21 protein-coding genes are annotated in these 23380 nt (G+C 73.6%); 9 read left to right on the top strand and 12 right to left on the bottom strand.

The genetic code is table 11. The features are described from left to right. Together ACWD0F_RS49895 and ACWD0F_RS49890 are read left to right on the top strand one after the other, a co-directional pair. The coding region (locus ACWD0F_RS49895) for a PP2C family protein-serine/threonine phosphatase (RefSeq protein ID WP_449889895.1) at positions 1-434 on the top strand (434 nt) is incomplete at its 5' end. Positions 435-472: 38 nt separating this feature from the next. After that, the gene (locus ACWD0F_RS49890; RefSeq protein WP_449889893.1) at positions 473-2596 is read left to right on the top strand and encodes a DEAD/DEAH box helicase; all 2124 of its coding nucleotides are present in this window, start codon (positions 473-475) and stop codon (positions 2594-2596) included. A gap of 30 nt (positions 2597-2626) precedes the next feature. Here ACWD0F_RS49890 and ACWD0F_RS49885 read toward each other — a convergent pair whose 3' ends face one another. Genes ACWD0F_RS49885 through ACWD0F_RS49870 form a run of 4 tightly spaced genes read right to left on the bottom strand, consistent with a single transcriptional unit; the run spans position 2627 to position 7890 of the window. After that, positions 2627-5197 carry a CHAT domain-containing protein gene (locus ACWD0F_RS49885; protein ID WP_449889892.1) on the bottom strand — a complete coding sequence of 857 codons (2571 nt, stop codon included), beginning with the start codon at positions 5195-5197 and terminating at the stop codon, positions 2627-2629. 16 nt (positions 5198-5213) lie between these two features. Then, complete coding sequence (locus ACWD0F_RS49880) at positions 5214-5705, bottom strand: hypothetical protein (RefSeq protein WP_449889890.1); 492 nt, start codon at positions 5703-5705, stop codon at positions 5214-5216. After that, positions 5705-6310, bottom strand: coding sequence for an RNA polymerase sigma factor (locus tag ACWD0F_RS49875; RefSeq protein WP_449889889.1), 606 nt, complete (start codon positions 6308-6310; stop codon positions 5705-5707). Before ACWD0F_RS49875 ends, ACWD0F_RS49880 begins: the two co-directional genes overlap by 1 nt. Beyond that, positions 6310-7890, bottom strand: coding sequence for a S8 family peptidase (locus ACWD0F_RS49870; RefSeq protein ID WP_449889887.1), 1581 nt, complete (start codon positions 7888-7890; stop codon positions 6310-6312). The genes ACWD0F_RS49875 and ACWD0F_RS49870 overlap by 1 nt, the downstream gene beginning before the upstream one ends. Positions 7891-8137: 247 nt before the next feature. Here ACWD0F_RS49870 and ACWD0F_RS49865 point away from each other — a divergent pair, with 247 nt between their 5' ends. Both ACWD0F_RS49865 and ACWD0F_RS49860 read left to right on the top strand, forming a co-directional pair. Continuing rightward, positions 8138-9841 (top strand): carbohydrate-binding module family 20 domain-containing protein, encoded by a 1704-nt coding sequence (locus ACWD0F_RS49865; RefSeq protein ID WP_449889886.1) that lies wholly within the window; start codon positions 8138-8140, stop codon positions 9839-9841. A 269-nt stretch (positions 9842-10110) separates the two neighbouring features. Next, on the top strand, positions 10111-10578 hold the full coding sequence (locus tag ACWD0F_RS49860) for a nucleoside 2-deoxyribosyltransferase domain-containing protein (protein ID WP_449889884.1): 468 nt from the start codon (positions 10111-10113) through the stop codon (positions 10576-10578). A 6-nt stretch (positions 10579-10584) separates the two neighbouring features. On the opposite strand, the gene ACWD0F_RS49855 is transcribed toward ACWD0F_RS49860, so the two are convergent. The 8 genes from ACWD0F_RS49855 to ACWD0F_RS49820 all read right to left on the bottom strand — a co-directional run bounded on the left by ACWD0F_RS49855 (position 10585) and on the right by ACWD0F_RS49820 (position 18367). Next, positions 10585-11559 carry an aldo/keto reductase gene (locus tag ACWD0F_RS49855; RefSeq protein ID WP_449889882.1) on the bottom strand — a complete coding sequence of 325 codons (975 nt, stop codon included), beginning with the start codon at positions 11557-11559 and terminating at the stop codon, positions 10585-10587. A gap of 51 nt (positions 11560-11610) precedes the next feature. Further along, the gene (locus tag ACWD0F_RS49850; protein ID WP_449889880.1) at positions 11611-12810 is read right to left on the bottom strand and encodes an SGNH/GDSL hydrolase family protein; all 1200 of its coding nucleotides are present in this window, start codon (positions 12808-12810) and stop codon (positions 11611-11613) included. A 70-nt stretch (positions 12811-12880) separates the two neighbouring features. After that, the gene (locus ACWD0F_RS49845) at positions 12881-13729 is read right to left on the bottom strand and encodes a fumarylacetoacetate hydrolase family protein (protein WP_449889879.1); all 849 of its coding nucleotides are present in this window, start codon (positions 13727-13729) and stop codon (positions 12881-12883) included. Then, on the bottom strand, positions 13726-14577 hold the full coding sequence (locus tag ACWD0F_RS49840) for a dioxygenase family protein (RefSeq protein WP_449889878.1): 852 nt from the start codon (positions 14575-14577) through the stop codon (positions 13726-13728). Before ACWD0F_RS49840 ends, ACWD0F_RS49845 begins: the two co-directional genes overlap by 4 nt. An 88-nt stretch (positions 14578-14665) precedes the next feature. Further along, positions 14666-15532: an ABC transporter permease gene (locus ACWD0F_RS49835; RefSeq protein WP_449889876.1), complete on the bottom strand. Its 867-nt coding sequence runs from the start codon at positions 15530-15532 to the stop codon at positions 14666-14668. Next, positions 15529-16548: an aliphatic sulfonate ABC transporter substrate-binding protein gene (locus ACWD0F_RS49830; protein WP_449889874.1), complete on the bottom strand. Its 1020-nt coding sequence runs from the start codon at positions 16546-16548 to the stop codon at positions 15529-15531. Before ACWD0F_RS49830 ends, ACWD0F_RS49835 begins: the two co-directional genes overlap by 4 nt. After that, positions 16545-17381 (bottom strand): ABC transporter ATP-binding protein, encoded by an 837-nt coding sequence (locus tag ACWD0F_RS49825; RefSeq protein WP_449889873.1) that lies wholly within the window; start codon positions 17379-17381, stop codon positions 16545-16547. The genes ACWD0F_RS49830 and ACWD0F_RS49825 overlap by 4 nt, the downstream gene beginning before the upstream one ends. Further along, a complete protein-coding gene (locus ACWD0F_RS49820; RefSeq protein ID WP_449889872.1) occupies positions 17378-18367 on the bottom strand; it encodes a glutathione S-transferase C-terminal domain-containing protein in 990 nt (329 codons plus the stop codon). Before ACWD0F_RS49820 ends, ACWD0F_RS49825 begins: the two co-directional genes overlap by 4 nt. Positions 18368-18492: 125 nt before the next feature. Between ACWD0F_RS49820 and ACWD0F_RS49815 the strand changes: the two genes are divergently transcribed. From ACWD0F_RS49815 to ACWD0F_RS49795, 5 genes are all read left to right on the top strand, one after another. After that, positions 18493-19521 (top strand): BMP family ABC transporter substrate-binding protein, encoded by a 1029-nt coding sequence (locus ACWD0F_RS49815; protein WP_449889871.1) that lies wholly within the window; start codon positions 18493-18495, stop codon positions 19519-19521. A gap of 2 nt (positions 19522-19523) precedes the next feature. After that, positions 19524-21074 (top strand): ABC transporter ATP-binding protein, encoded by a 1551-nt coding sequence (locus ACWD0F_RS49810; protein WP_449889869.1) that lies wholly within the window; start codon positions 19524-19526, stop codon positions 21072-21074. Further along, complete coding sequence (locus ACWD0F_RS49805) at positions 21071-22114, top strand: ABC transporter permease (RefSeq protein ID WP_449889867.1); 1044 nt, start codon at positions 21071-21073, stop codon at positions 22112-22114. Before ACWD0F_RS49810 ends, ACWD0F_RS49805 begins: the two co-directional genes overlap by 4 nt. Next, complete coding sequence (locus ACWD0F_RS49800; protein WP_449889866.1) at positions 22111-22980, top strand: ABC transporter permease; 870 nt, start codon at positions 22111-22113, stop codon at positions 22978-22980. The genes ACWD0F_RS49805 and ACWD0F_RS49800 overlap by 4 nt, the downstream gene beginning before the upstream one ends. Continuing rightward, the coding region (locus ACWD0F_RS49795; protein WP_449889864.1) for a hypothetical protein at positions 22977-23380 on the top strand (404 nt) is incomplete at its 3' end. The genes ACWD0F_RS49800 and ACWD0F_RS49795, both read left to right, overlap by 4 nt.

Raw genomic sequence — 23380 nt, 5'->3', positions numbered from 1 at the left:
CCGAGCTCCTGTCGTGGCTGAACATGGTCGCCCACCACCTCGCCGACCGCATGACCGCGACCGCGATCTGCTGCCTGTACGACCCGCCCACCCGCGTCCTGCGCTGGGCCAGGGCCGGGCACCTGCCGCCCATCCTGCTGCGCGGGCCGGACGGATCGGAGCTGCCCATGATCAAGGGGCCGCTGCTCGGCGCGTTCACCGACGCCCAGTACGAGGAGGGGGAGCTCCAGTTGCAGGCCAAGGACACCCTGCTGCTCTACACCGACGGGCTGATCGAGCGGCGGGACCACAACCTGCGCCATGCCCAGAACCGGCTGCTGAGCATCGCGCGGCGCGAGGCCGCCACCCTCGATCACCGCCTGGACGACCTGCTGACGCACTGCGACTCCGACACCGACGACGACACCTGCCTGATCGGCGTCCACCTGAGCTGACCCCCCGATTCCCCGCGAGGTAGGGCATCCTAGGTGCGGTGGAATTCCGTGCCGCGGATCGCCTGCTCGCCGACGCCCGCGCCCTGCTGAGCGAGCACGCCGCCGTCCGCCGCCAGGCCGCCGACGCCGTCGCCGTCGTGCGCGCCGAGGCGGCCAGAGCCGGGCTGGCGTCGGTGCCCGTCTCCCGGCTGAAGGACGTGACCGGCGGGCGGCTGCGCGTCGGCGCGCTGGAGCGGGCCGGGCTCACGACGGTGCGGGCGGTGCTGGACGTCTCGCCGTACCGGTTGCAGACCCTGCCGGGGATCGGCGCGCGCTCGGCCGCGCAGCTCCACGCGGCAGCCCGGCAGATCGAGCAGGCGGCGGCCGAGGCGGCGAGCATCCGGATCGACGTCGAGCGGCGCGACCGGCCGGCCACGGACCTCGTGATCGCCCTGCACCGCCTGGTGGCCGCCGGCCCCGACCTGCCGCGCGCCCTCGACGCCGCCCGCGACCTCGACCGGCGGCTCGCGCCGCTGCTGGCCGAGGCGAAGCCGGCGCGGCACCGGTTGCGCCTGTTCCTCACCCCGCCCGGGCGCCGGGAGCGGGCGCGCGCGGCGGCCGGGGAGCTCGCCGGGCTGCTCGACGACGTCACCGAGACGCGGCTGCTGCTCACCCAGGTCACCACGGACCTGCTGCGGCCGGCGGCGCGCGGCTTCGAGGCGTGGGCCGACTACGAGTCCCGCGCGCCCGAATACTTCGGCCTGCTCGCCGAGCTGGCCGGGGAGCCCGCCGAAACGGGGCAGGGGCTGCTGCCCGGCGACCTGGCGGCCAAGGTCGCGGCGCAGCCGCTGGACGACACGCATCGGCGGGTGTCCCTGCGCGGCTACCAGGCGTTCGGCGCCCGGTTCTCGCTGGCGCAGGAGCGCGTGATCCTGGGCGACGAGATGGGGCTGGGCAAGTCGATCGAGGCCATCGCCGTCCTGGCGCACCTGCGGGCCACCGGAGAGACCCACTTCCTGGTGGCCTGCCCGACGAGCGTGCTGATCAACTGGATGCGGGAGATCGAGGCGCGCAGCACCCTGCGCGCCATCCCGCTGCACGGCCCCGACCGGCTCGCCGCCCAGCAGGAGTGGATGCGGCACGGCGGCGTCGCCGTGGTCACCCTCGACGGCCTGCACCGGATGACTCCCGTCCCGGTCGGCCTGCTGGTCGTGGACGAGGCCCACTATGTCAAGAACCCGGCGGCCAAGCGCTCCCAGGCCGTCGCCTCCTGGTGCGGGCGCACCGCGCGCGTGTTGTTCCTGACGGGCACGCCGATGGAGAACCGGGTCGAGGAGTTCCGGGTGCTGGTCTCCTACCTGCGGCCCGAGCTGGCCGACGGGCTGCGCACCAGCGACCTGGTGGCGGGCGCGCGGGCGTTCCGCAAGGCGGTAGCGCCCGTCTATCTGCGGCGCAACCAGGAGGACGTGCTCGCGGAGCTGCCCGACCGGGTGGAGACGGACGAGTGGGTGGCCTTCAGCGGCGCCGACTTCGAGGCCTACCGGCGGGCCGTCGCCGCCGGCGACTTCATGGCCATGCGGCGCGCGGCCTACGCCGAGCCCGTCACCTCCGCCAAGCTCAAGCGGCTGCTCGAACTCGTCGAGGACGCCGCGGCGGGCGGGCTCAAGGTCGTGGTCTTCTCCTACTTCAGGTCGGTGCTCGCCGCCGTCGGCGCGGCGCTGGGCGGGCGCGCGCACGGGCCCCTGTCGGGTGACGTCAGCGCGGCGGGGCGGCAGCGGATGGTCGACGACTTCACCGCCGTCCAGGGGCACGCGGTGCTGATCAGCCAGGTGCAGGCCGGGGGCGTGGGGCTCAACCTGCAGGCCGCGTCCGTCGTGATCCTGTGCGAGCCGCAGGTGAAGCCGAGCATGGAGACCCAGGCGGCAGGGCGGGCGCACCGGCTCGGGCAGGTACGCAGGGTCCAGGTGCACCGGCTGCTCACGGTGGACTCCGTCGATCAGCGCATGCTCGGCATCCTCCAGCGCAAGTCCCGGCTCTTCGACGCCTACGCCCGGCGCAGCGACCTGGCCGAGTCGGCGGCCGCCGCCGTGGACGTCTCGGAGCAGGCGCTGGCCCGCCAGGTGGTCGAGGAGGAACAGCGCCGGCTCCTCGACGACTCCCCGCCGCCCGAGCCGCCCGGGTAGGCCGCCCGGGTAGGGCCGCCCGCAGGCGTCTCAGCCCGAGCCGAAGCAGACGAACGTGGCGGCCGACTCCCCCGCCGACGCCGCCGCCAGCGCGTCGGCCGGGCCGGCGCCGCCCGCCACGCCCTGGTGGTAGGCCATCATGACCTGCTCGGCGACGTGGTCGGGCACCCGGGTGAGGCTGGAGACGACGGTGGCGGAGCCCAGGTAGAGCAGCGCGGCGGTGAACCCCAGCAGCTCGTCGCCCGCCCTGACCACCGCCTGGCCGACGTCGCACGCCGACAACACCACGTGTCCCGGGGCCCGGCCGAGGGCCTGCAGGTCGTAGGCCATGAGCGGGCCGTCGGCCAGATCCAGGCGGGAGAAGAACACGTTCTCGCGCTCGTGGTGCCCGTGCGTGGCGAAGTGGGCGAACGACGCGCCGCCGAGGGCCTCCAGCGTGGCGGAGACGGTGGCCAGCCCGCCCCTGAGCTGCCGCGCCTTGGGATGGACGGCGGCGAGCCGCTCGACCTCCGTCTCGGCGTGCTCCAGGTCGGGGCCCGCCACCAGGACCGAGGAGTCGCCGTCGGCCGCGTACGGCGCCCGCGCCCGCCTGGCCGACAACCAGACCAGCGCGGACGGGGCCACCACCAGCGGCCGGCCGCGCAGCTCGGGCAGCAGCCCCCAGGGCACCGCCGACAAGCCCATGGTCGGGATGACCACGATCCCCCGGACCCCGGACAGCGCCTGCCGCAGGGGCGCGATCACCGCGGCGGAGATGGTCCCGAGCTGGCGCCTGATGGAGGCCTCGATCACCTCGCGCAGCGCGGGCCGCAGGATGCGTCCCGCCTGGGCGTTGAGGTCCCCGGCCAGCCGCCGCGCGGCCTCGGCGACCGGCTCGTACGCGCTCAGCTCGTACAGGCGGCACCGCCCGCGCGCGAGCACCAGCGCCAGCAGCCCGCCGTCGACGTTGAGCAGGCTGACCATCGCGTAGTCGTCGGCCGCGAGCGCCTCCTCGACGGCGTCGGCGGAGGCGGGGGCGAGGGCGGGGCCGGCCGCGCCGGGGAGCTGCCAGCCGCGCTCCCTGATCACCTGCTCCAGCTCCAGGCACCGCCGGCGCAGCCCGGGACGGCGCCGGCCGGCGGCCTCGTCGGCGTGCAGTTGCTCGGCGAGCTGCCGCAGCTCGGCCAGCGCCTCGGCGGTCCCGGCGTCCTCGGGGGCGTGCGGCGGGCGGTAGCGGAAGGCCTGGGCGCGGCAGCGCTCGGACCAGGCGAACACGTGCCGGGGCGTCCCGCCGGCCAGGGCGGCGGCGAGGCCGTGCGTGGCCAGGTCGGCGCCGAGCGCGGCGACGCCGGTCAGCAGGTCGAGGCTGCCGAGCCGGCCGCGGTGGGCGTGGATGAGCGCCAGGCCCGCGCGTACCCTGCGCAGCGCCTGGCCGCGCTCCCCGTGCGCGCCGGCCAGCTCGGCGGCGGCCAGGTGGCGCATCAGCCGGACGTCGAGGGGTGCCCGGCGCGCGGCCATGGGCGCGGCGGCCGCCTCCTCCAGGCGGCCGGCGGCGATCAGCCCCCTGATCGAGATCAGCCCGGCCATCTCCCCGTCGTCGGGCATGTCCAGCTCGGCGAACCGGGCGGCCAGCTCGCCCGCCCGCCTGGCCACGGAGCCCGGAGCCGCCGTCTGGGCCGAGTCGCAGCGCAGCCGCATGAGCACCGCCCGCAGCGCCCAGGCCGTGCTGCCCCGGCGCCTGAAGTGGGTCTCCGCGCGCCTGGCCCAGGCCCGCGCCTCGTCGTGCCGGCCGGCGTCGAGCGCGCACTGCGCGCGGGCCAGCTCGGCCTCCGCGTAGTCCTGCATCAGCCGCTGCTTGCGGAAGCCGTCGATGGCCCGCTCCAGCGTGCGCCCTGCCTCGTCGGTCAGGCCGACGGCCAGCAGCGCCCTGGCCCGGTCGAGCGCGAGCACCGGCACGAAGCCGGGGCTGACGTCCTGGTAGAGCCGCTCCACCCGGGCGAAGACGGCCAGCGCCGCGGGCACGTCGCCGAGCAGCAGGTCGCAGTAGCCGTCGTTGTGCAGCGCCTTGGCCGCGAGCACCTCGTGGCCGCTGGCCTGCGCGAGCTGCGCGCTCCTGCGGGCGTCGTCCCTGGCCTGGCGGACCCTGCCGGTCATGAGGTGGATGACGGAGCGGTTGAGCAGCACCCTGGCCAGTTCGACGCGGTCGCCGTCGCCGAGCATGGGCGCGGCGCGGTCCAGCTCCGCCAGGGCCTGGATGTGCGAGCCCATGCGCAGGAGCATCAGGCCGCGCTGGGCGTGCACGATGGCCAGCTCGGCGGGCGGGGCGCGGTGCTGGGCCTCGTCCAGCAGCTCCAGGCCGAGCCCGGTGCGGCCCTGCTCGGCCTCGGCGTGCGCGAGGCTGGTCAGCAGCCGCGCCAGAAGGTCCGCGCTGCCTGCGGCGACCTGCCCGCGCGCGTCACCCAGCTGCCCGTTCGCGGCGGGGTTCCAGCTCAGGAGGGACAGCGCGCGTCGCAGTCTGCGGGCGGCCAGCGCCGGGCGACCGTCGTCGGTCGCCTCGACACTGAGCCGGTGCAGGCGCTCCACCTGCGCGCGGAGCGCTTCCGCGGGCCCGCTGTCCAGCAATCCCGCCTCGCGGTGGTCAGAGGATGAGTGAGGGCGTCACCGCAAGTATCGTCGCTCGCGCCGGATCGTCCAGTCCCTGGCGCACCACGAGTTGCGACAGACCGCGCGGCACCAGGTCGAGGACGAACCGGCCCTGGTCGTCGGCTCTGACGGTGTGCGCGCCCGTGCAGCCGCGCAGCTCCACCAGGTGGTCGCCGGGCGGCGCGAGCCAGCCGTCCACGCGCACGGCGTGGTCGTCGCGCACGCTCACGCTGATCATGATGGTCAGGATCTCGCTGTCGAACGTGATCGTCCGGCTGTCCTCGCCGCCTCGCACGCCCGCCGGCAGCACCGCGTCCGGCTGGGGACGCAGGATCTCGAACTCCGGGGATTCGAGGGCCAGGGCGAACTGCAGGCGTTCGACGAGGGTGGCGGGGACCGGGTCGACGGCGCGGTAGACGTCGGCGATGTCATCGAGCAGGAGCTCGTCCTCGAAGGAGGGAGCGCTGTTCCCGTCTGGGCTGTTCATCAGGGGCTCCAATCCGGGTCCTTCGCGAGCAGGAGGCGCAACTTCGCGAAGCACCGGCCGCGCGTCGGGCCGATGCTGCCCATCGGCATGTCCAGCGCGGCGGCCACGGCCTCGTAGTGCGGACGAGGCACGAAGGCGATGATCCGCAGCAGCTCGGCGCAGCGTTTGGGCAGGCTTTCGACCGCCTGCCAGAGTGCGCGGCGCCGCTCGTCGTCCACGAGGAGCTCGTCGGGGGTGCGGACCCCGTCGGGCAGCTCGTCGAACGCGTCATCACCGGGAAGGTCGTCTTTCCGGGAGGCGGCGCTGACCCGCCACGCCTCGCGGCGGGCCGTGATGACGAGCCACTCGGTCAGCGCGCCGGGCGCGGAGATGGCGTGCAGGTGGCGCAGCAGGATCAGCCAGGTGGTCTGGACGACGTCTTCGGCGGCCTGCGAGGTCAGGCCCTGGTTCCTGGCGGTGTGCCACAACATGGGGGTGAGCTCGGCGACGATCGCGTCCAGCGCGTCGCTCTTGCCCTGCCGCGCCTCGACGAGCAGGGCGGCCAGCCGGTCGCGGCGCTCGCCACGGCCGGCCGGTGCCCGCTCCACCGCCGGATCTCCGGTCATCAGATCCGCACGATTTCCGGCCGGACGACCTTGTCGTTGATCATCGTGTCGATCACCCTCCTGGCCCGCTCCACCCGATCGACGCCCACTTGGCCGAGGGTCTTGGTCAGCTCGGCGGCGACGCAGCCGGCGATGATGGGCGTGGCGAAGGAGGTCCCGCTCCAGCCGCAGAACGCGCCCACGGTGTCGGCGTCCAGCGAGGAACGGTCGCCGGTGGACAGGGCCGCGTTCTGGGCCCCCCGGAACGCGGGCGGGAAGGTGCTGATCACCATCGCGCCGGGGGCGCGCCACCGGACGGCGGGGTGCTCGTTGCTGAAGATGGCGATGGTGCCGTCGGGGTTCTTGGCGGCGACGCCGAGCATGGGGGCGAGCGCCGGCCCCTGCACGGCGGTCTCCGACAGGGCGGCCAGGTAGAACGGCCTGGTGGTGGCGTAGTTTCCGGCCGCGTTGACCACGATGACACCGCGCGCCCGCAACTCGTTGACCTTGGCGAACAGCGCGGCCATGGCCGCGTCGCCCGTCTCGGCGAAGCCGCCGAAGGAGCAGCACAGGACGTCCACCGGCGCGCCGATGTCCAGCAGGCGGTCGAGCGCCGCGTGCACGGCCTCGGCGGGGACGACGCCGTCGCTGTGCATGACCTTGTAGCTGAGGACCCGGGCGTCGGGGGCGATCTGGGCGATGAGGCCGGCCAGCATGAGGCCGTGGCCGCTGTGGGAGTTGAGCGTGCCGACGAGGGGGTTGGGGACGTGACCGAGGTCCTCGTACCCGATGAGCCTGGCGACCTCGCGGCCGTTGTAGGCGGGATGGGAGTCCTCGATGAGCTGCTGCCCGTCGGGGTCGACGGTCAGGAACGCGTCCGGGTCCGTCACCGGCTTGAACCAGGGGTGGCTCGTGACGCCGGTGTCCAGGACGGCCACGGTGATCCTGGGCCCGCCGAGGTTGCCGAGTGGCGTGCGGCGCGGCGGCCCGGCCACCACGGTCACGGGAAGCCGGCCGTAGCCGGCCCTGCCGTGCACGCCCGGCTCGTCCACGACGGCGTGGCCGCTGGTGGCGGGCTCGCCGCCCAGGCCGAGCGAGCCGATGCCGCTGGTGGCCGAGCCCACGAACAGGTGGTCCAGGCTGATCCTGCTGAGGCTCGCCTTGAACGGCCAGTCGTCGGGCTGCGCGCGCAGGGCCTTGCGCACGGCGCGCAGGGCGTACCAGGCGTCCGCGTCGACGTTCTCGGCGATGATCTCCAGGACCGCGGGCATCCAGACGGTCTGGCTGCCGAAGTCCCTGCTGCGGGCGCGCCGGACGCTCTCCTCGGAGAGCCTCAGGTGCACCGCGGCCAGCGCCTCGTTGATCCAGCTCACCACGCCGTCCTCGCGGAGCGCCTGCCCCGGCAGCAGCAGCACGTCCGCGCGGTAGACCGTGGAGTCGGGCCGGCGCTCGCCCGGATCCAGTGGCACGGCCCACGGGTCGAGGATCCTGGCTCCGTGCCGGTCCAGGACCTCGCGGGGAAGGGTGATGCCCTGCCAGGGCGGCCCGAACTCCTCCGGGCGGCCGTGCACAGGTGGTTCGGGAATGTACTCGATGGTCATGGCACCGTCTCCGTTCTTCCCTCTGTGCCGTACGAGAGCGGATCACGTCCCGCGATACGAGGGGCCCGGTAACGGAAGCATTACAAAAGCGGACCTGCAGGCTTTCAGAAAACTTTCTGCAAGGGATTGCACGAGCTCGTGCGCCTGGGTACCTTCCGGGCAACACCCCCGGAACACGTCGGGCCCGGGTGTCGCCCCACCCGAGCCCGACCAGGGGATCACCCCTCGTACACCCGGAGAGTGCACGATGAGACCCTACAAAGCGGTCATTGCCGCCCTGTTAATCATGGGTGGCATCGGCGCGACGCCGGCGGCCCCGGCCGCCGCCGCCCCGCCCGGCGACAGAGACGTCATCGCCAACCTGTGGAGCTGGAACTGGGGCTCCGTGGCCAGGGAGTGCACCGGCCACCTCGGCCCGGCCGGCTACGGCGGCGTCCAGGTCTCGCCGCCGCAGGACTCCCTCACCCGGGGCGGAGCGGTCTGGTGGGACGTCTACCAGCCCGCCGGCTACACCCTGACCAGCAAGTTCGGCACCGAGAGCCAGTTCGGGGCCATGGTCGCGGCGTGTCACGCCGCCGGGATCAAGGTGTACGCCGACGCCGTCATCAACCACATGACCGGCCAGGGCAGCACCAGCTACGGCGGCACGACGTTCGCCAAGTACGCCTACCCCGGCCTCTACTCGGCCGCCGACTTCCACTACTTCGCCGAGGACTGCGGCAACTCCGACGGCCTCATCCACGACGGCGACTACGGCGGCAGCGCCCGCAACGTCCAGAACTGCGAGCTGGTCGGCCTGGCCGACCTGGAGACCGAGGAGGACTACGTCCGCGGCGCCATCGCCGGTTACCTGAACAAGCTCATCGGCCTGGGCGTCGACGGTTTCCGGGTGGACGCGGCCAAGCACACCGCCCCGGCCGACCTCGCCGACATCTACGGCAGGCTGAACGGCTCGCCGTACATCTACCAGGAGGTCATCTACGGCGGCGGCGAGGCGGTGCAGCCGGGCCAGTACACCGGGATCGGCGACGTGCTGGAGTTCCAGTACGGCCGCCACCTGCGCGAGAAGTTCTACGGCAACGTCTCCGACCTGCGCACCTTCGGCGCCACCTGGGGTGGCATGCAGCCGGCCGGCAAGTCCGTCACATTCGTCGCCAACCACGACACCGAGCGCGGCTCCAGCGCGCTGAGCTACAAGGACGGCGCGACCTACCGGCTGGCCACCCTCTTCCAGCTCGCCTGGGACTACGGCACGCCGCAGGTGTACGACGGTTTCACCTGGAGCGACAGGGAGGCGGGCCCGCCGCACACGAACGGGTTCGTGCGGGACGCCGTGTGCGGCGGCGGCTGGGAGTGCGTGCACCGCGACCCGGCGGTCACCGGCATGGTCGGCTTCCACAACGCGGTCAAGGGCGCCCCGGTCGCCAACTGGAGCTCACCGAACTCCAGCGTGATCGCTTTCAGCCGCGGCGCCAAGGGCTGGACCGCGATCAACAACGGCACCGGCTCGCACACGGGCACGTTCGCCACGGGACTGCCCGCGGGCACGTACGCGGGCGTCACGGGCACCGGCCCGGTCCCCGTGAACGCCGGCGGCCAGGCCACCGTGACCGTCCCCGCCAAGGGCGCGGTCGCGATCGTCGCCGGCGGGACGGCGCCCGCCCAGGTGGCGGTGACCTTCAACGTGACGGCCGGCACGACCTGGGGGACGAACGTCTACCTGGCCGGCTCCATCCCCGCGCTGAAGAGCTGGAACCCGGCCGAGGCGCTCCCGCTCTCCTCGGCGGCGTACCCGGTGTGGAGCACGACGGTGACGCTGCCGGCCGGCACCTCCTTCGCGTACAAGTTCATCAAGAAGGACGGCTCGGGGAACGTCACGTGGGAGAGCGGCGCCAACCGGGCTTACACGACGGGCTCCGCGGCCTCGACGATCACCGCCACCTGGAAGTGAGCCTCAGCGGTCGCCGGTGGGATCGACGCCGCGCAACATCATCCCCTGGCCCCGGGACCGGTGCAGGTCGCCGGCCGGCCGGTCCTCGGGGTCGCGGAACTGGATGAGCAGGGTCGTGCGGACCTCGCCCGCCGTGTTGACGCCGGACCCGCGAACGCGGCCGAGCGGAACTGCGCGTCGTGGCAGTGCCGCAGCTCGGTCGGACGCCCGGCGAAGGCGCGAGCGCTGCGCGCACGCCTGTCATACGATCATGTGCTCAGGGGGTGACCATGGTCCGCGCTTACTACGAGGCTCCCGACTACTACGTGCCGGCGCCCGGCGACCCGCCCGCCGTCTTCCTGGCCGGCGGCATCACCGGCGTCGAGGACTGGCAGCGGCGGGCCGCGTCCGCCCTCCGGGGCGCCGGCGTCATCGTGCTCAACCCGCGGCGCCGCCGCTTCCCGATCGACGACCCCGCCCAGACGCCGATCCAGATCGCCTGGGAGCACCACCACCTGCACCTGCCGCAGGTGCTGACGCTGTTCTGGTTCCCGCCGGGCGACAGCGTGCAGCCGATCGCGCTGCTGGAGCTGGGCGCGGCGCTGGACGACCCGGCCCGCCGGCTGGCCGTCGGGGCGCACCCCGGTTACCGGCGGGTCGAGGACGTCCGGTGGCAGGCCAGGCTGGCCCGGCCGGGCGAGGTCGTGCACGCCACGCTCGACGGCACGCTGGAGGCCGCGCGGGCGCGGCTGGCCTGAGGGGCGCTACGCCGTGATGCCCGACTCCTTGGCGGCCTGGTCGATGGTCGCGAGCTCGTCCTCGGTGAAGTCGAGGTGGTCGACGGCGGCCACGTTGGCCTCCAGTTGCCCGGGGCTGGAGGCGCCCACGATCACGGAGGTGATCCGGGGGTCGCGCAGCGCCCAGGACAGGGCGAGCTGGGCCACGGTCTGGCCGCGCTCCTGCGCCAGCCCGGCCAGCGTCCTGACGAAGGTCAGCACCTGCGGCGTCACCCGGTCGGCGGTGAGGAACCGGCCTTCGGCGGCCCGGGAATCGGCGGGGATGCCCTCCAGATAGCGGTCGGTGAGCAGGCCCTGGGCCAGCGGCGAGTACACGACGCAGCCCACGCCCTCCCGCTCCAGCACGCCGAGCAGGGCGTCCTCGATGCCCCGGTTGAGCAGCGAGTAGGAGGGCTGGTGCACCAGGAGCGGGGTGCCGAGGTCGCGCAGCAGCCCGGCGGCCTCGGCGGTGCGCTCGGGAGAGAAGTTGGACACGCCCGCGTAGAGGGCGCGGCCGGTGCGGACCATGTGGTCGAGCGTGGCGACCTGCTCGGCCAGCGGGGTGTCCGGGTCGTCGCGGTGCAGGTAGAAGATGTCGACGTAGTCGAGGCCGAGCCGGGTCAGCGAGCGGTCGAGGGTGGCCAGCAGGTGCTTGCGCGAGTTGCCCTTGCCGTACGGGCCGTCCCACATGGGGTTGCTGCCCTTGGTGGTGACCACGACCTCGTCGCGCAGCGACCGGGGGAAGATCTGGCCGAACGCGGACTCGGCGGCGCCGATCGGCGGGCCGTAGCGGTCGGCGATGTCGAAATGGGTGATGCCGAGGTCGAAGGCCTTGTGCAGGATGGCGCGCTGACCGTCGAGGGGCTTGCCCGCGCCGAAGTTGTGCCACAGGCCCAGCGAGACCGCGGGCAGGAGGAGACCGCTGCGGCCACACCTTCGGTACGGCTGACGTTCGTAGTCCACGATGACCTTTCAGATGAAAGCGTTACGGAAAGGGCTTACCGCCTCAACGTACTAGCACTTTCCGCGCAGGAGCCCGGCGGGCACGGCGTCCGCCAGCGCCTGATACCCCGCCGGGTTCAGGTGCAGACGGTCACCCACGTCGTACGCCGGCAGCAGCCGGACCGGGTCGCCGGGGTCGCGGACCGCCCGGTCGAAGTCGATCACCGCGTCGAACCCGCCGCCGGTGCGGATCCAGTCGTTGACCGCCTGCCGCCCCGCCTCCCGGTGCCCCTGGTCGTAGGGGTCGTTGCCGCCGAAGGGGGTGATGGTCGCGCCGTAGACCAGGATGTCGTGCGCGTGCGCCCGGACGATGATCTGCTCGTAGGCGGCGATCAGGTCGTCCGCGACCCGCTTCTGGGCCTCCTGCGTGGCCTCGGCCGTGCCGAGGTCGTTGACGCCCTCGAACACGATCAGCCACCTGACCCCGCTCTGCGCCAGCACGTCGCGGTCCAGCCGGGCCAGGGCGCCGGGGCCGAGGCCGTCGCTGAGCACGCGGTTGCCGCCCGTGGCCTGGTTCGCGATGGCGACGCCGGCCGTGCGGGGATCGGCGTGCAGGCGGTCGGCGAGCCGGTCGGGCCAGCGGTCGTCGTGGTTGGTCGTGGAGCCCCGGCCGTCGGTGAGGGAGTCGCCCAGCAGGACGAGCGCGGCCGTGGCGGGGCCGGACTCCACTTCGACGCCGCTGAGGAGGTACCAGTGGTCGACGGGGGTCGCGCCCGGCAGTTCGGCCGCCTCCACCCGGTTGCCCGCCACCAGGTGGGAGGTGGTCCTGGAGCCGGGGTGCGCGGTGACGGCGGCGGCGGACTGGCCTTCGGCGAGGTAGACCGTCACGGCGAGGACGGAGCGCGGGGCGAGCGGGAAGCCCAGGGGGTCGGACACGACCTGCGCCCCGGCCGGGACGACCGCGCCGGGCCGGCCGGAGAACGTCACGGGCCGGGCGCTCTCCGGCCGGATGCCGCTGCCCCCCGCCACGTTCGCCGCAGGAAGCGCCACCGAGACGCGGGTGATGGGCAGCGGCGTGCCGCCGAACGCGTTGGACAACCGCAACCGCAGCCGCCGCCCGCCGGCCGACACCCGGACGGTCTGCCGCAACGTGCTGTCGGCCAGCGCGAGCCCGTCTCGCGTGTACGGCCGGGGCGGCAGGTCGGCGGGCTCGGCCCGCTGCGGCATCGCGGTCCAGGTGGCGACCCAGGTCTCCGAAATGTTTCGGCTCACTGTCGGCGTTCCTTCCAGAGGTGTGCGCAGGTGATCCTATGGCGAGGCGCACACCTCCGGACTCGCGGGGCTATTGGGGACCGAAAGTTTCGGCCCTGGCGACGATGGGGGTGCGCAGGGTGCCGAGCCGGTCGATCTCGACCTCGACGACGTCGCCCGGCTGGAGCAGCCACGGCGGGGTGCGGACGTAGCCGACCCCGTCAGGGGTGCCGGTGGCGATGACGTCGCCGGGGTTGAGGGTGAAGGTCCGGCTGATCAGGGAGAGCACGTCGCCGACCTCGAAGATCATGTCGCGGGTGTCGCCGTCCTGGACGGTCGTGCCGTTGACCCGGGTCTGGACGCGCAGCCCGTCGCGCGGGTCGCCGGACTCGTCGGCGGTGACGATCGGGCCCAGGGGGCCGCTGCGGTCGCCGTTCTTGCCGAGCGTCCACTGCGAGGTGAGCTTCTGGGCGCGCCGGGCGGTCAGGTCGTTGAAGGTGGAGTAGCCGAGCACGGCCGCCCGCGCGGTGGCGGGGTCGGCGTCGGCCAGGGGCTCGGCGACGTAGGCGGCCAGCTCGCCCTCCCAGTCGAGCCCCGCCTCCCCGGACGGGACCGGCGCGGGCACCCCGCCGACGCTCAGCGAGGCCGTCCACCGGCCGAACAACGTCGGATGATCGGGCACCGCGTGGGAGCCCTCGGCGGCGTGCGCCCGGTAGTTGAGCCCGACACAGATCACCCGCGCCGACGGCGGCACCGGCGGCACGAACTCCACCGACGCGGCGGGCCGGGTCTCCCCGGCGAGCTGGGCCGCCTTGGCCGTCCAGCCCCGCGCGTCGGCCCAGAACGAGGCCACGTCCGTCACGATCGCGACCACGTCGCCGTCCAACCGGGCCACGTGGACGGTGTCCTGCCCGGGCAGGCGCACTCCGGCGAGCTTCACTGTCCGTCCTTCCAGTCGAGCGGGACGAGCTTGAGATCGAACTCGATCTCCTCGTACGGGCCGTCCATCTCCCAGCCATCGGTGCGCGGCCGGGGATGGCAGATGAGCTCTTCCTTGACCGCGTAGGCGGCGTCGGAGTCGAGGTAGGGGTCGCCGGCCAGGAACACGTGCGTGGTCAGCGGCCGGTGGCCGGCGGCGGTGACCCGGTAGTGCAGGTGGGCCGGGCGCATCGGATGGCGGCCGATGGCGTGCAGCAGCTTGCCGCCGGTGCCGTCGGTCGGCACCGGGTAGCTGCTGGGCCGGATCGTGCGGAAGGAGTAGCGGCCCTCGGCGTCGGCGGTGAACAGGCCGCGCAGGTTGCCGATCTCCTGAGTGTCGTCCTGGGTGTCGTAGAGGCCGGTGTCGTTGGACTGCCACAGGTCCACGGTCGCGCCGGCCAGCGGGGTGCCGTCGCAGTCGAGGACCCGGCCGTGCACGACCGTGGGCACGCCGCGGTCGCGCTCGGGGCCGGAGCTGATCCAGGCGCCGTTGTCGCGCGCGGGCGCCGGGGAGTGGAAGGGGCCTTCGACCGAGGACGGCGTCATGCCCTCCGGGCCGACGTGGTTGACGTCGTCGACCGCGCTCGTCAGGCCGAGCATATCGGACAGCAGGATGAACTCGTTGCGGTCCGGCGTGCACATCCGCCCGGTCTCGATCAGGAAGCCGAGCCCGGCGAGCCACTCCCGCTCGGTCGGGCGCACCTCCTCGACGAAGGCGTGCAGGTGGGCGACCAGCGCGGAGACGACCTCGTTGACCCGCGGGTCCGGCCCGTCGACCTGGCTCAGCACCTGGCGCAGCAGCGGGGTCATGTGCCGCCTCCTGATCGCACGATGAGCACGCGAATCATGGCAACCTCCTTGGAACCCGCCGATTGGTCGCGCAATCGTACCGACCTGATCAGGGTCCGGTCATCGCGGGCAGGCGGCGTTCCAGAAGGCCCAGAACCGCGTCGGCGGCCTTGCCGAGGACGGCCAGCAACAGGATGGAGAGCAGGAGGATGTCGGTGCGGCCGGTGTTCTGGCTGTCGATCAGCAGGAAGCCGAGCCCCATGGAGGAGGCGATGAGCTCGGCCGCGACCAGGAACAACCAGCCCTGGGCCAGGCCGAGCCGCAACCCCGCGAGCACGGCGGGCGCCGCGTACGGGAGCTGGATGCCGGTGAGCAGCCCGATCCCGCGCAGCCCGTAGGCGCGCCCGGCCTCGACCAGGTGCGGGTCCACGTGCGCGAGCGCGGCCGAGACGGTGGTGTAGACGGGGAAGAACGCGCCGATCGCCACCAGGACGATCTTCGGCCCCTCCGCGATGCCGAGCCAGAGCACCAGCAGCGGCACCCAGGCGAGGGACGGCACCGCGCGCAGGGCCGCGACGCTCGGCGCCAGCAGCGCCCTGACCGGCGCGGACAGTCCCACGGCCGCGCCGAGCACCAGCCCGGCCGAGGCGCCGGCGGCGAAGCCGAGGAGCACCCGCTGCCCGCTGATCGCGATGTGGTGCCACAACTCGCCCCGCCGGACCAGCTCGGCCACCGCCGCGAGGACCGCCGACGGGGAGGGGAGCTGGCTCGGCGTGAACGCGCCCGCCTGGGTGGCGGCCTGCCAGAGCGCGAGCACGATCAGCGGCACCAGCGCGCCCGCGGCCAGCCGGGTCGCGCGGGACCCCTTCGCCGCGCGGGACCTCTTCGCCGTACTGGAGCCGGTGGCGGTGCTGGGCCCCTTCGCCGCGCTGAGGCCGGTGGCGGTGCTGGAGCCCTTGGCGGTGGTTTCTCTCACGAGGTCTGGGCCTTCGTGGCGTAGGCGGGCTCGAACAGCGAGTCGAGCGCGGTCCTGGCCTCGGCCTCCGAGCGCACCTGGCTCTCCTCGACGAGGGTCGGCAGGATGCGTTCGAGAACCGCCCGCTGCTCCGGCCCGGGGACCGGGCTCACGTCAACCTTGGTGCGCTCCTTCAGCACCAGCGTGGCCACCTCGGGGGCCAGCTTGGCCTCGGCCGCCAGCAGGCTCACCGTCTCGTCCGGGTGGGCGGCGATCCAGGCGCGGGCCTTCTCGTAGGCGTCGACCACCGCCTGGGCGAGGTCGGGGTGCTCGGTGAGGAAGCCTTCGCGGGCGTTGAGGAAGCCGTAGGAGTTGAAGGCGGGGTTGCGGTAGACCAGCTTGGCGCCGGAGCCGGCCTGGGCCTGCGCCATGAGCGGGTCGAGACCGGCCCAGGCGTCCACGTCGCCGCGCTCCAGCGCGGTCTTGCCGTCGGCGTGCTGCAGGTTGACGACCTCGACGTCGGTGCTCGACAACCCGGCCGCGCCCAGGGCCTGAAGCAGGAAGAAGTACGGATCCGTGCCCTTCGTGGCGGCCACCTTCTTGCCCTTGAGCTGCGCCACCTTCGAGACCGGCGAGTCCTTGGCCACGACGAGCGCCGCCCATTCCGGCTGCGTGTAGACGGCGATGGTCTTGATGGGGGTGCCGTTGGCGCGGGCCTGCAGAGCGGCGGCGCCGGCGGTGGAGCCGACGTCGATGCTCTCGCCGCGCAGGTTCTCGTTGGCCTTGTTGCTGCCCGCCGACAACACCCAGGTGACCTTGGTGCCCTTCAGTTCGTCCTCCAGCCAGTGCTGGTCGCGGATCACCAGGCTGAGCGGGTTGTAGTAGGCGTAGTCGAGCCGCAACTGACCGGCGGCGGCGGAGGCGGCGGGCGCGCCGGTGCCGCCGCCGCTGCTCTCACCGGCGACGCAGCCGGTGACGCCGCCCGTGGCCAGCACGGCGATCAGGGCGGCGGTCAGGAGGGAACGGCGGTGGATCATGGGGTGTGCTCCTTGGCGGGGCTGGGACGGGGGACGCCGAGGCGGTCGAGCAGGCCGGCGCGGAGCTCGGCGAGCTCGGCGCGGCCGCGGTCGCGCGGCCGGAGATAGGGGACGTCGAGCTCGGTCACGACGGTCGCACCCGCACGCGACGCCTCGGCGCCGGCCGTGCGATCACGGTCAGCGCCGAGGAGGATCACGCGGTCGGCCAGGTGGAGTGCCTCGTCGACGTCGTGGGTGACGAGCAGGACGGTGGTGCCCGCGCCGCGCTGAACGTCGGCCAGCAGGTCCTGCATGCGCAGCCGGGTGAGGGCGTCCAGGGCGGCGAACGGCTCGTCCAGCAGCAGCACGCCGGGGGCCCGCGCGAGCGCCCTGGCCAGGGCCGTCCGCTGGGCCATCCCGCCGGAGACCTGGCGGGGCCGGTGCCGGTGGAAGCCTTCGAGGCCGACGACGTCCAGCCAGTGGCCGACGACCTGCCGGCCGCTCGCCCGGCCGGTGCCCTTGGGCAGGCCGAGCGCCACGTTCCCGGCCAGGTCACGCCAGGGCAGCAGCCTGGGCTCCTGGAAGACCACGGCGCAGCGTTCGTCGATGCCGCGGACGGGCCGGCCGTCGACGAGGATCTCCCCCATGGCCGGCCGTTCGAGCCCGGCGACCAGCCTGAGCAGGGTGGACTTCCCGCAGCCGGACGGACCCAGGATGGCCACGATCTCGCCGGGGGCGACGTCCAGGTCGATGTCACGCAGGACCGTGTGGCCGTTGCCGAACGTGTGACCGGCACCCCGCAGGGTGACGGCGGCCGCGTTCACCGGCCCTCGCGATGGGACACGGGCGGTCATCGGTCCCTGTCGTGCGGGGCGTCCCAGTCGGCCGGTGCCGGCTCGACGGCGATCCGCCGGGGCCCGTCGTTGAGGAACGACGGCGCGGGGCCCTCGGAGAGGTGGCGGAAGGTGGCGAAGTCGGTCGTCTCGCGGAAGGCGGGCCGCTGATAGAGGTCGCGCGCGTACGCCCAGAGGTTGGGGAAGTCGGTCAGCGCCCGCTCGCTGATCTTCGCCAGCGGGTTGTAGCCCAGGTCGAAGCGGGCCAGCGTCGGCCACAGCCGCACGTCCGACTCGGTGATCCGGTCGCCGAACAGGAATCTGCGCCCGGCCAGCCGCTCCTCCAGCCGTTCGAGCGTGGCGATGAGGGAGTGGCGGTGCTCCTCGTAGTCGTCCTGGTTCGTGGCGCCCGCGACCTTGTAGGGGCCGTTGTTGACGCGTTGGTAGATCTCCTCGTTCAGCTCGTCGATCCGCCGGCGCAGGCTCTGCGGATAGAGGTCGACCGAGGGGTCCGCCCATGCGGCGAACGCGGTGCCCAGGTCGATCGTGATGTCGGGGAAGTTGTTGCTGACGATCTTTCCTGTCTCCCTGTCCCACAGGACGGGCACCGACAGATGGCCGGGATAGCCCGGCTCGGTGGCGTCGTAGGCCTGCTCCAGGAAGGCGAAGTCGTTCACCGGGTCGGCGCCGCGGCGCTCGCGGAAGGCCCAGCCACGGGCGTCGCGCTCGTCGTCCACGTACGACAACGACACGACGTCCGTCAGGCCCGCGAGCGTGCGGACGATCGCGGTGCGCTGGGCCCACGGGCAGACCCAGGCGACGTAGAGGTGGTAGCGGCCGGGCTCGGCGCGATGGCCGCTGGACCCGTCGGCGGTGACACGGCCCTGGAAGGGGTAGATCGGGCGGTTCCAGCCCGAGGTGGTGTGCAGCCTGCCGGGACCGTAGGGGCCGTGGGCCACCAGGTCGACGGGGCTGGCGTAGTGGGGCAGATCAGTGGAGGCGGTCATGGGCACCTCGCCTAGACGGGAGCAATACCTATCCAAACAGTAGGAAAACTGGGTTTGTCTGTCAATGGCGTCTACACGGTCATTCTGGTTGTTCTGGTAGGAAATTAGGGAATATGCTCTCCGGCATGCGCACCACCTCCAAGCTGGCCATACTGACCGCTGCGGCGTTCGTACTCGCGGCGTGCGGGACCGACCAGCCCGCCTCCACCTCCTCTTCCTCCGCCGGCGAGTCCGTCATCCTGATCACCCCCAACCCGGTGGGGACGAACAGCTTCCTCCAGCTCAGCGTCAAGGGGGCAGAAGCCGCGGCGAAGGAGATCGGCGCCACCTTCAAGCTCTACGAGAGCAAGGACCCGACGAGCATCGCCCAGAACCTCGACGCGGCCGTCCGCGCCAAGCCGACGGTGATCGTCGGCGTCAGCTTCTCCTTCGACGACCTGTTCGCCACCGTGCCGAAGCAGCAGCCGAAGCAGCAGTTCCTGCAAGTGGACTCATGCGCCAAGGACCAGGCGCCCAACCTCACGTGCGTGTCCTTCAAGGAGCACGAGGCGGCCTACCTGGCCGGCGTCGAGGCGGGGCTGCTGTCCAAGAGCGGCAAACTGGGCGTGGTGGCCGCACTCGACTCCCCGTTCGTGCACCGCTGGATCGACCCGTTCTTCGCCGGCGCCAAGTCGGTGAACCCCGGCGCCACCGGCACCCCGCTCTACGTCGGCGGCAACAACCCGTTCAGCGACCCGGCGCGGGCCAAGTCGCAGGCGCAGTCGCTGACCGGCCAGGGCGCCGACATCGTGGCCGCCGCGGCGTCGGCCGGCAACCAGGGCGTCTTCGAGGCCGTCGCCGCGGCGGGGGCCAAGTCGTTCGGCGTGGACGTCGACCAGTGCGCGCAGAGTCCCGGCGCGATCATCGACAACGTGCTCAAGCACGTCGACGTGGCCGAGCTCGCCGCGATCAAGGACATCGCCGCCGGCCGCGCGGGCGGGGTGAAGGTGTACGGGCTCAAGGAGGGCGGCGTGGGCGTGACCGCGCTCGCCGGCGACCTGGCCGCCACCAAGTGCACCATCGCCGCCAGTCCCGAGGCCGTGACCAAGGTCAAGCAGGTGCGCGACGACATCGTGGCCGGTCAGCTCACGGTCGCCGACCCGCTGGCGGGATAGGCGTGCCGGCGGTAGAACTGGCCGGCATCACCAAGCGCTTCGGTCCCGTGCTCGCCAACGACGGCGTCGACCTGAGCGTGGAGCGGGGCGAGGTGCACGCCGTCGTCGGGGAGAACGGCGCGGGCAAGTCGACGCTGATGTCCATCCTGTACGGCCTGCACCGTCCCGACGCCGGCCAGGTGCTCCTGGACGGCGCGCCGGTGCGGCTGCGCTCCCCCGCCGACGCCATCGCGCGCGGGCTGGGCATGGTCCACCAGCGGTTCCGGCTGTTCCCCGGCCTGACCGTGGCCGAGAACGTGGTGATCGGCGCGGAGCCGGTCCGGCGCGGGGTGCTCGACCGCGCCGCCGCCCGCCGTTCGGTGGGCGAGCTGGCGGCCCGGCACGGGCTGGAGGTGGACCCGGGAGCGCGCGTGGCCGACCTCCCGGTCGGGGTGCGGCAGCGGGTGGAGATCCTGAAGGCGCTGTACCGGCGGGCCCAGGTGCTGATCCTGGACGAGCCGACCGCCGTGCTGACCCCCGGCGAGGCCGGGCGGCTGTTCGTCGTGCTGCGCGAGCTGGCTCTGACCGGGGTGTCGGTGTTGCTGGTGACGCACAAGCTGAATGAGGTGCTGGCGGCCAGCGATCGGATCACGGTGTTGCGGCGGGGCCGGGTGACGGGACGGTTCGTGACGGCCGGGACGTCGGCGGACGAGATCGTGGTGGCGATGATCGGCCGCTCCCTCGCCCGGCACTCCGAACCCCCGTCCGAGGTCGGCGGCGAGGTCCCGAGCACATTCGAGGCCGGCGCCGAGGCCCCGTCCGAGACCGAGCACAAGCGCGGGGTCGAGGGGTGCGGTGTTGATGTGCTGGAGGTGCGCGACCTGAGCGTGCGCGACCGCGATGGCGTGGCGCGGCTGTCCGGGGTGTCGTTCGGCGTGCGGCCCGGCGAGATCGTGGGAATCGCCGGGGTGGCGGGCAGCGGGCAGCGGGAGCTGGTCGACGCCGTGACCGGGCTCCGCCCGGCCGACGCCGGGCAGGTGCTGCTGGCGGGCCGGCCGATCGGCGGCGGTCGTGAGCGGCGGATCGCCTACGTGCCCGAGGACCGGGCGGGCCGGGGCACGGCGGGAGAGCTCTCGCTGGCCGACAACCTGCTCATGGGCGGGCAGCGCGGCTACCTGCTGGACGTCCGGCGCGTACGCGAGCGGGCCACGGGCCTGGTCGAGCGGTTCGGCATCCGGGCCGCCTCCGTACGGGCGCCGATCGCGCAGCTTTCGGGCGGGAACGCGCAGAAGGCGATGCTGGCGCGCGAACTGTCCAGAGATGTGCCGGTGCTCGTGGTGGAGGAGCCGACCCAGGGCGTAGACGTGGGCGCGCAGGAGCGTATCCACGAGCTGATCGTGGCGGCGGCGGGCGACGGGCGGGCGGTGCTGCTGCAGTCGAGCGAGTTGTCGGAGCTGCGGGCGCTGGCCGACCGGGTGCTGGTGCTGTTCGAGGGCTGCCTGGTCGCCGAGCTTCCGGTGGCCGAGGCCACCGACGAACGCCTGGGCGCCGCCATGACGGGAGCCCTCGCATGAGCGACCCCGGGCACACGCCCGGCCGGTGGGTGCGGGTGGTCGCGCTCTCCCCCGCGGTGGTGTCCGTGGCCGGGGCGCTGGTGCTGACCACGGCGGTCATGCTCGCCACGGGCGTCGACCCGGCCCTCGCCTATCCGGCCCTGATACGCGGCGCGCTCATGGACGGCAACCTGGAGTACACGCTCGCCGCCTTCGTCCCCACGCTCGGCATGGCCATGGCCTTCGCGATCCCGCTGCGAGCCGGGGAGTTCAACCTGGGCGGCGACGGCCAGCTCGCGCTGGGCGGCATCGCGGCGGCGGCGCTCGCCCTGCACGCGGGCGGCTCGTTCGTGGTGCCGCTGGCGGGCGCGGCCGTGGCCGGCGCGCTGCCGGCGGCGTTGTCGGCGCCGCTGCGGACCAGGTTCGGTGTCCCGGCGATCGTCAGCACGCTGCTGCTCAGCGCGCCGGCCGTCTCGCTGGCGTCCTACCTGGCGCGGTTCCCGCTCGCCGAGCACGGCACGGGGCTGGCGCAGACGCCGCTCCTGCCGGAGGCCGCGCGCCTGCCCGCGCTCGGCGCCGGCACCTACGTCACGATCGCCCTCCCTCTGATCGCCGTGCTGACCGCGCTCTGGTTGCACGCCGACGCCCGGACGGTTCCCGGGTACGAGATCCGCGCGATGGGCGCCGGCCGCGAGTTCGCCAGGTACGGCGGTGTCCGGGTGAACCGGCTGGCCGCCGTCACCCTGGCCGCGGGAGGGGCTCTCGGCGGCCTGGTGGGCGGGCTGATCGTGCTCGGTCCCCCGTACCGGTTCGTGGACGGCGCGCTGACCGCGCCCGGCTACACCTTCACCGCGATCGCCGCCGTCCTGCTCGCCACCGGACGCCCGCCGGCGGTCCCTGCCTCGGTCGCACTGCTGACGATCCTGCAGGCGGGCGGCCAAGGCATGGAACGGGAGGCGGGCGTGCCGAGCCAGCTCACGCAGATCGTGCAAGGACTGATCATCGTGATCGTCGCGGTGGCGGTCGTCGTGCGGGGCCGCCTGGCGGGGAGGCGATCGTGAACGTGTTCATCGCGGCGGTGCTCACCGCCGCAGCGCCCGTGGTGCTCGCCGCGCTGGGCGGGCTGCTCAGCTCCGCGGCCGGGGTCTTCAACATGGCGCTGGAAGGCCAGCTCCTGTGGGGCGCGTTCACCGCCGTGCTGTTCAGCCACCTCACCGGAAGCGCGTGGCTGGGGGTGGCGGGCGGCGTGGTCGCCACCGCGCTCTACGCGGCCCTGCTGTCGGTGCCGGCCGTGACGTTCCGTGCCGACCCGGTCGTGGTGGCGGTCGGGCTGAACCTGCTCGCCCTCGGGCTGACGGCGTTCCTCATGCGTGAGGTGTTCGGCAGCGGCGGCACGTTCAGCTCACCCGACCTGGCCGGGCTGCCCACGCTGGCCGGGCTCGGCCTGGACGTGCCGGTGCTCGGGCCTCAGTCGCCGCTGGTGCCGCTCGCGTTCCTGCTGGTCGGGGTGGCCGCCTGGTGGCTCGGCCGGACCAGGTCCGGGCTGCGGTTGCGCGGCATCGGGCAGCACCAGGAGGCGGCCGAGTCGATCGGGTTGCGGGTGCCGGTGTACCGGCACGGCGCGCTGCTCGGCGCCGGAGCGCTGTGCGGGCTCGGTGGCGCGCAGCTCGCGCTCGGCAACGTGACGCTGTTCAGCGAGGGCATGAGCGCCGGGCGCGGGTGGGTGGCCGTGGTGGCGGTCATGCTCGCGGGCGCCCGGCCGTCGCTGATGCTCGGGGCCTGCCTGCTGTTCGGGGCGGCCGAGGCGCTCGGCTTCCGGTTGCAGGGGCTCGGGCTGCCGCAGCAGGCCGCCGACGCGGCGCCGTACCTGATCACGCTGTTCGCCCTGGTCATCGCGGCCGGGGCGCGTCGAAGGGACAGATCATGAACGGACCGGTGCTGGCCGACTCCGTACGGCTGACCGAGGACGCGGTGGAGATCCTCGACCGCCGCGTCTACCCGCTGGAGATCCGGTGGGTGCGCTGTGCCACCAGCGAGGACGTGGCGGTGGCGATCGAGCGGATGGTGACGCAGAGCTCGGGCCCGCTGTTCGCGGCCACGGCCGGGATGGTGCTCGGCGCCCGCGAGGCCCGCCACGAGCCGCCGGAGACGGCCGCGGGACGGCTGCGGGCCGTGGGCGCGCGACTGGTCGCCACCCGGCCGACGAACAACCACATCCGTGACGCCGTACGCGCGGTGCTGGCCGCGACGGTCGGCACCGGCCACCCGGCGGCGGCCGACGCCCCTGGAGGCACGACCGCGGGTGGCGCCCCCGGCGCCACGGCGAA

It is taken from the genome of Nonomuraea sp. NPDC002799 (genome assembly GCF_053592075.1).
This window is presented reverse-complemented; position numbering and strand designations above follow the sequence as displayed.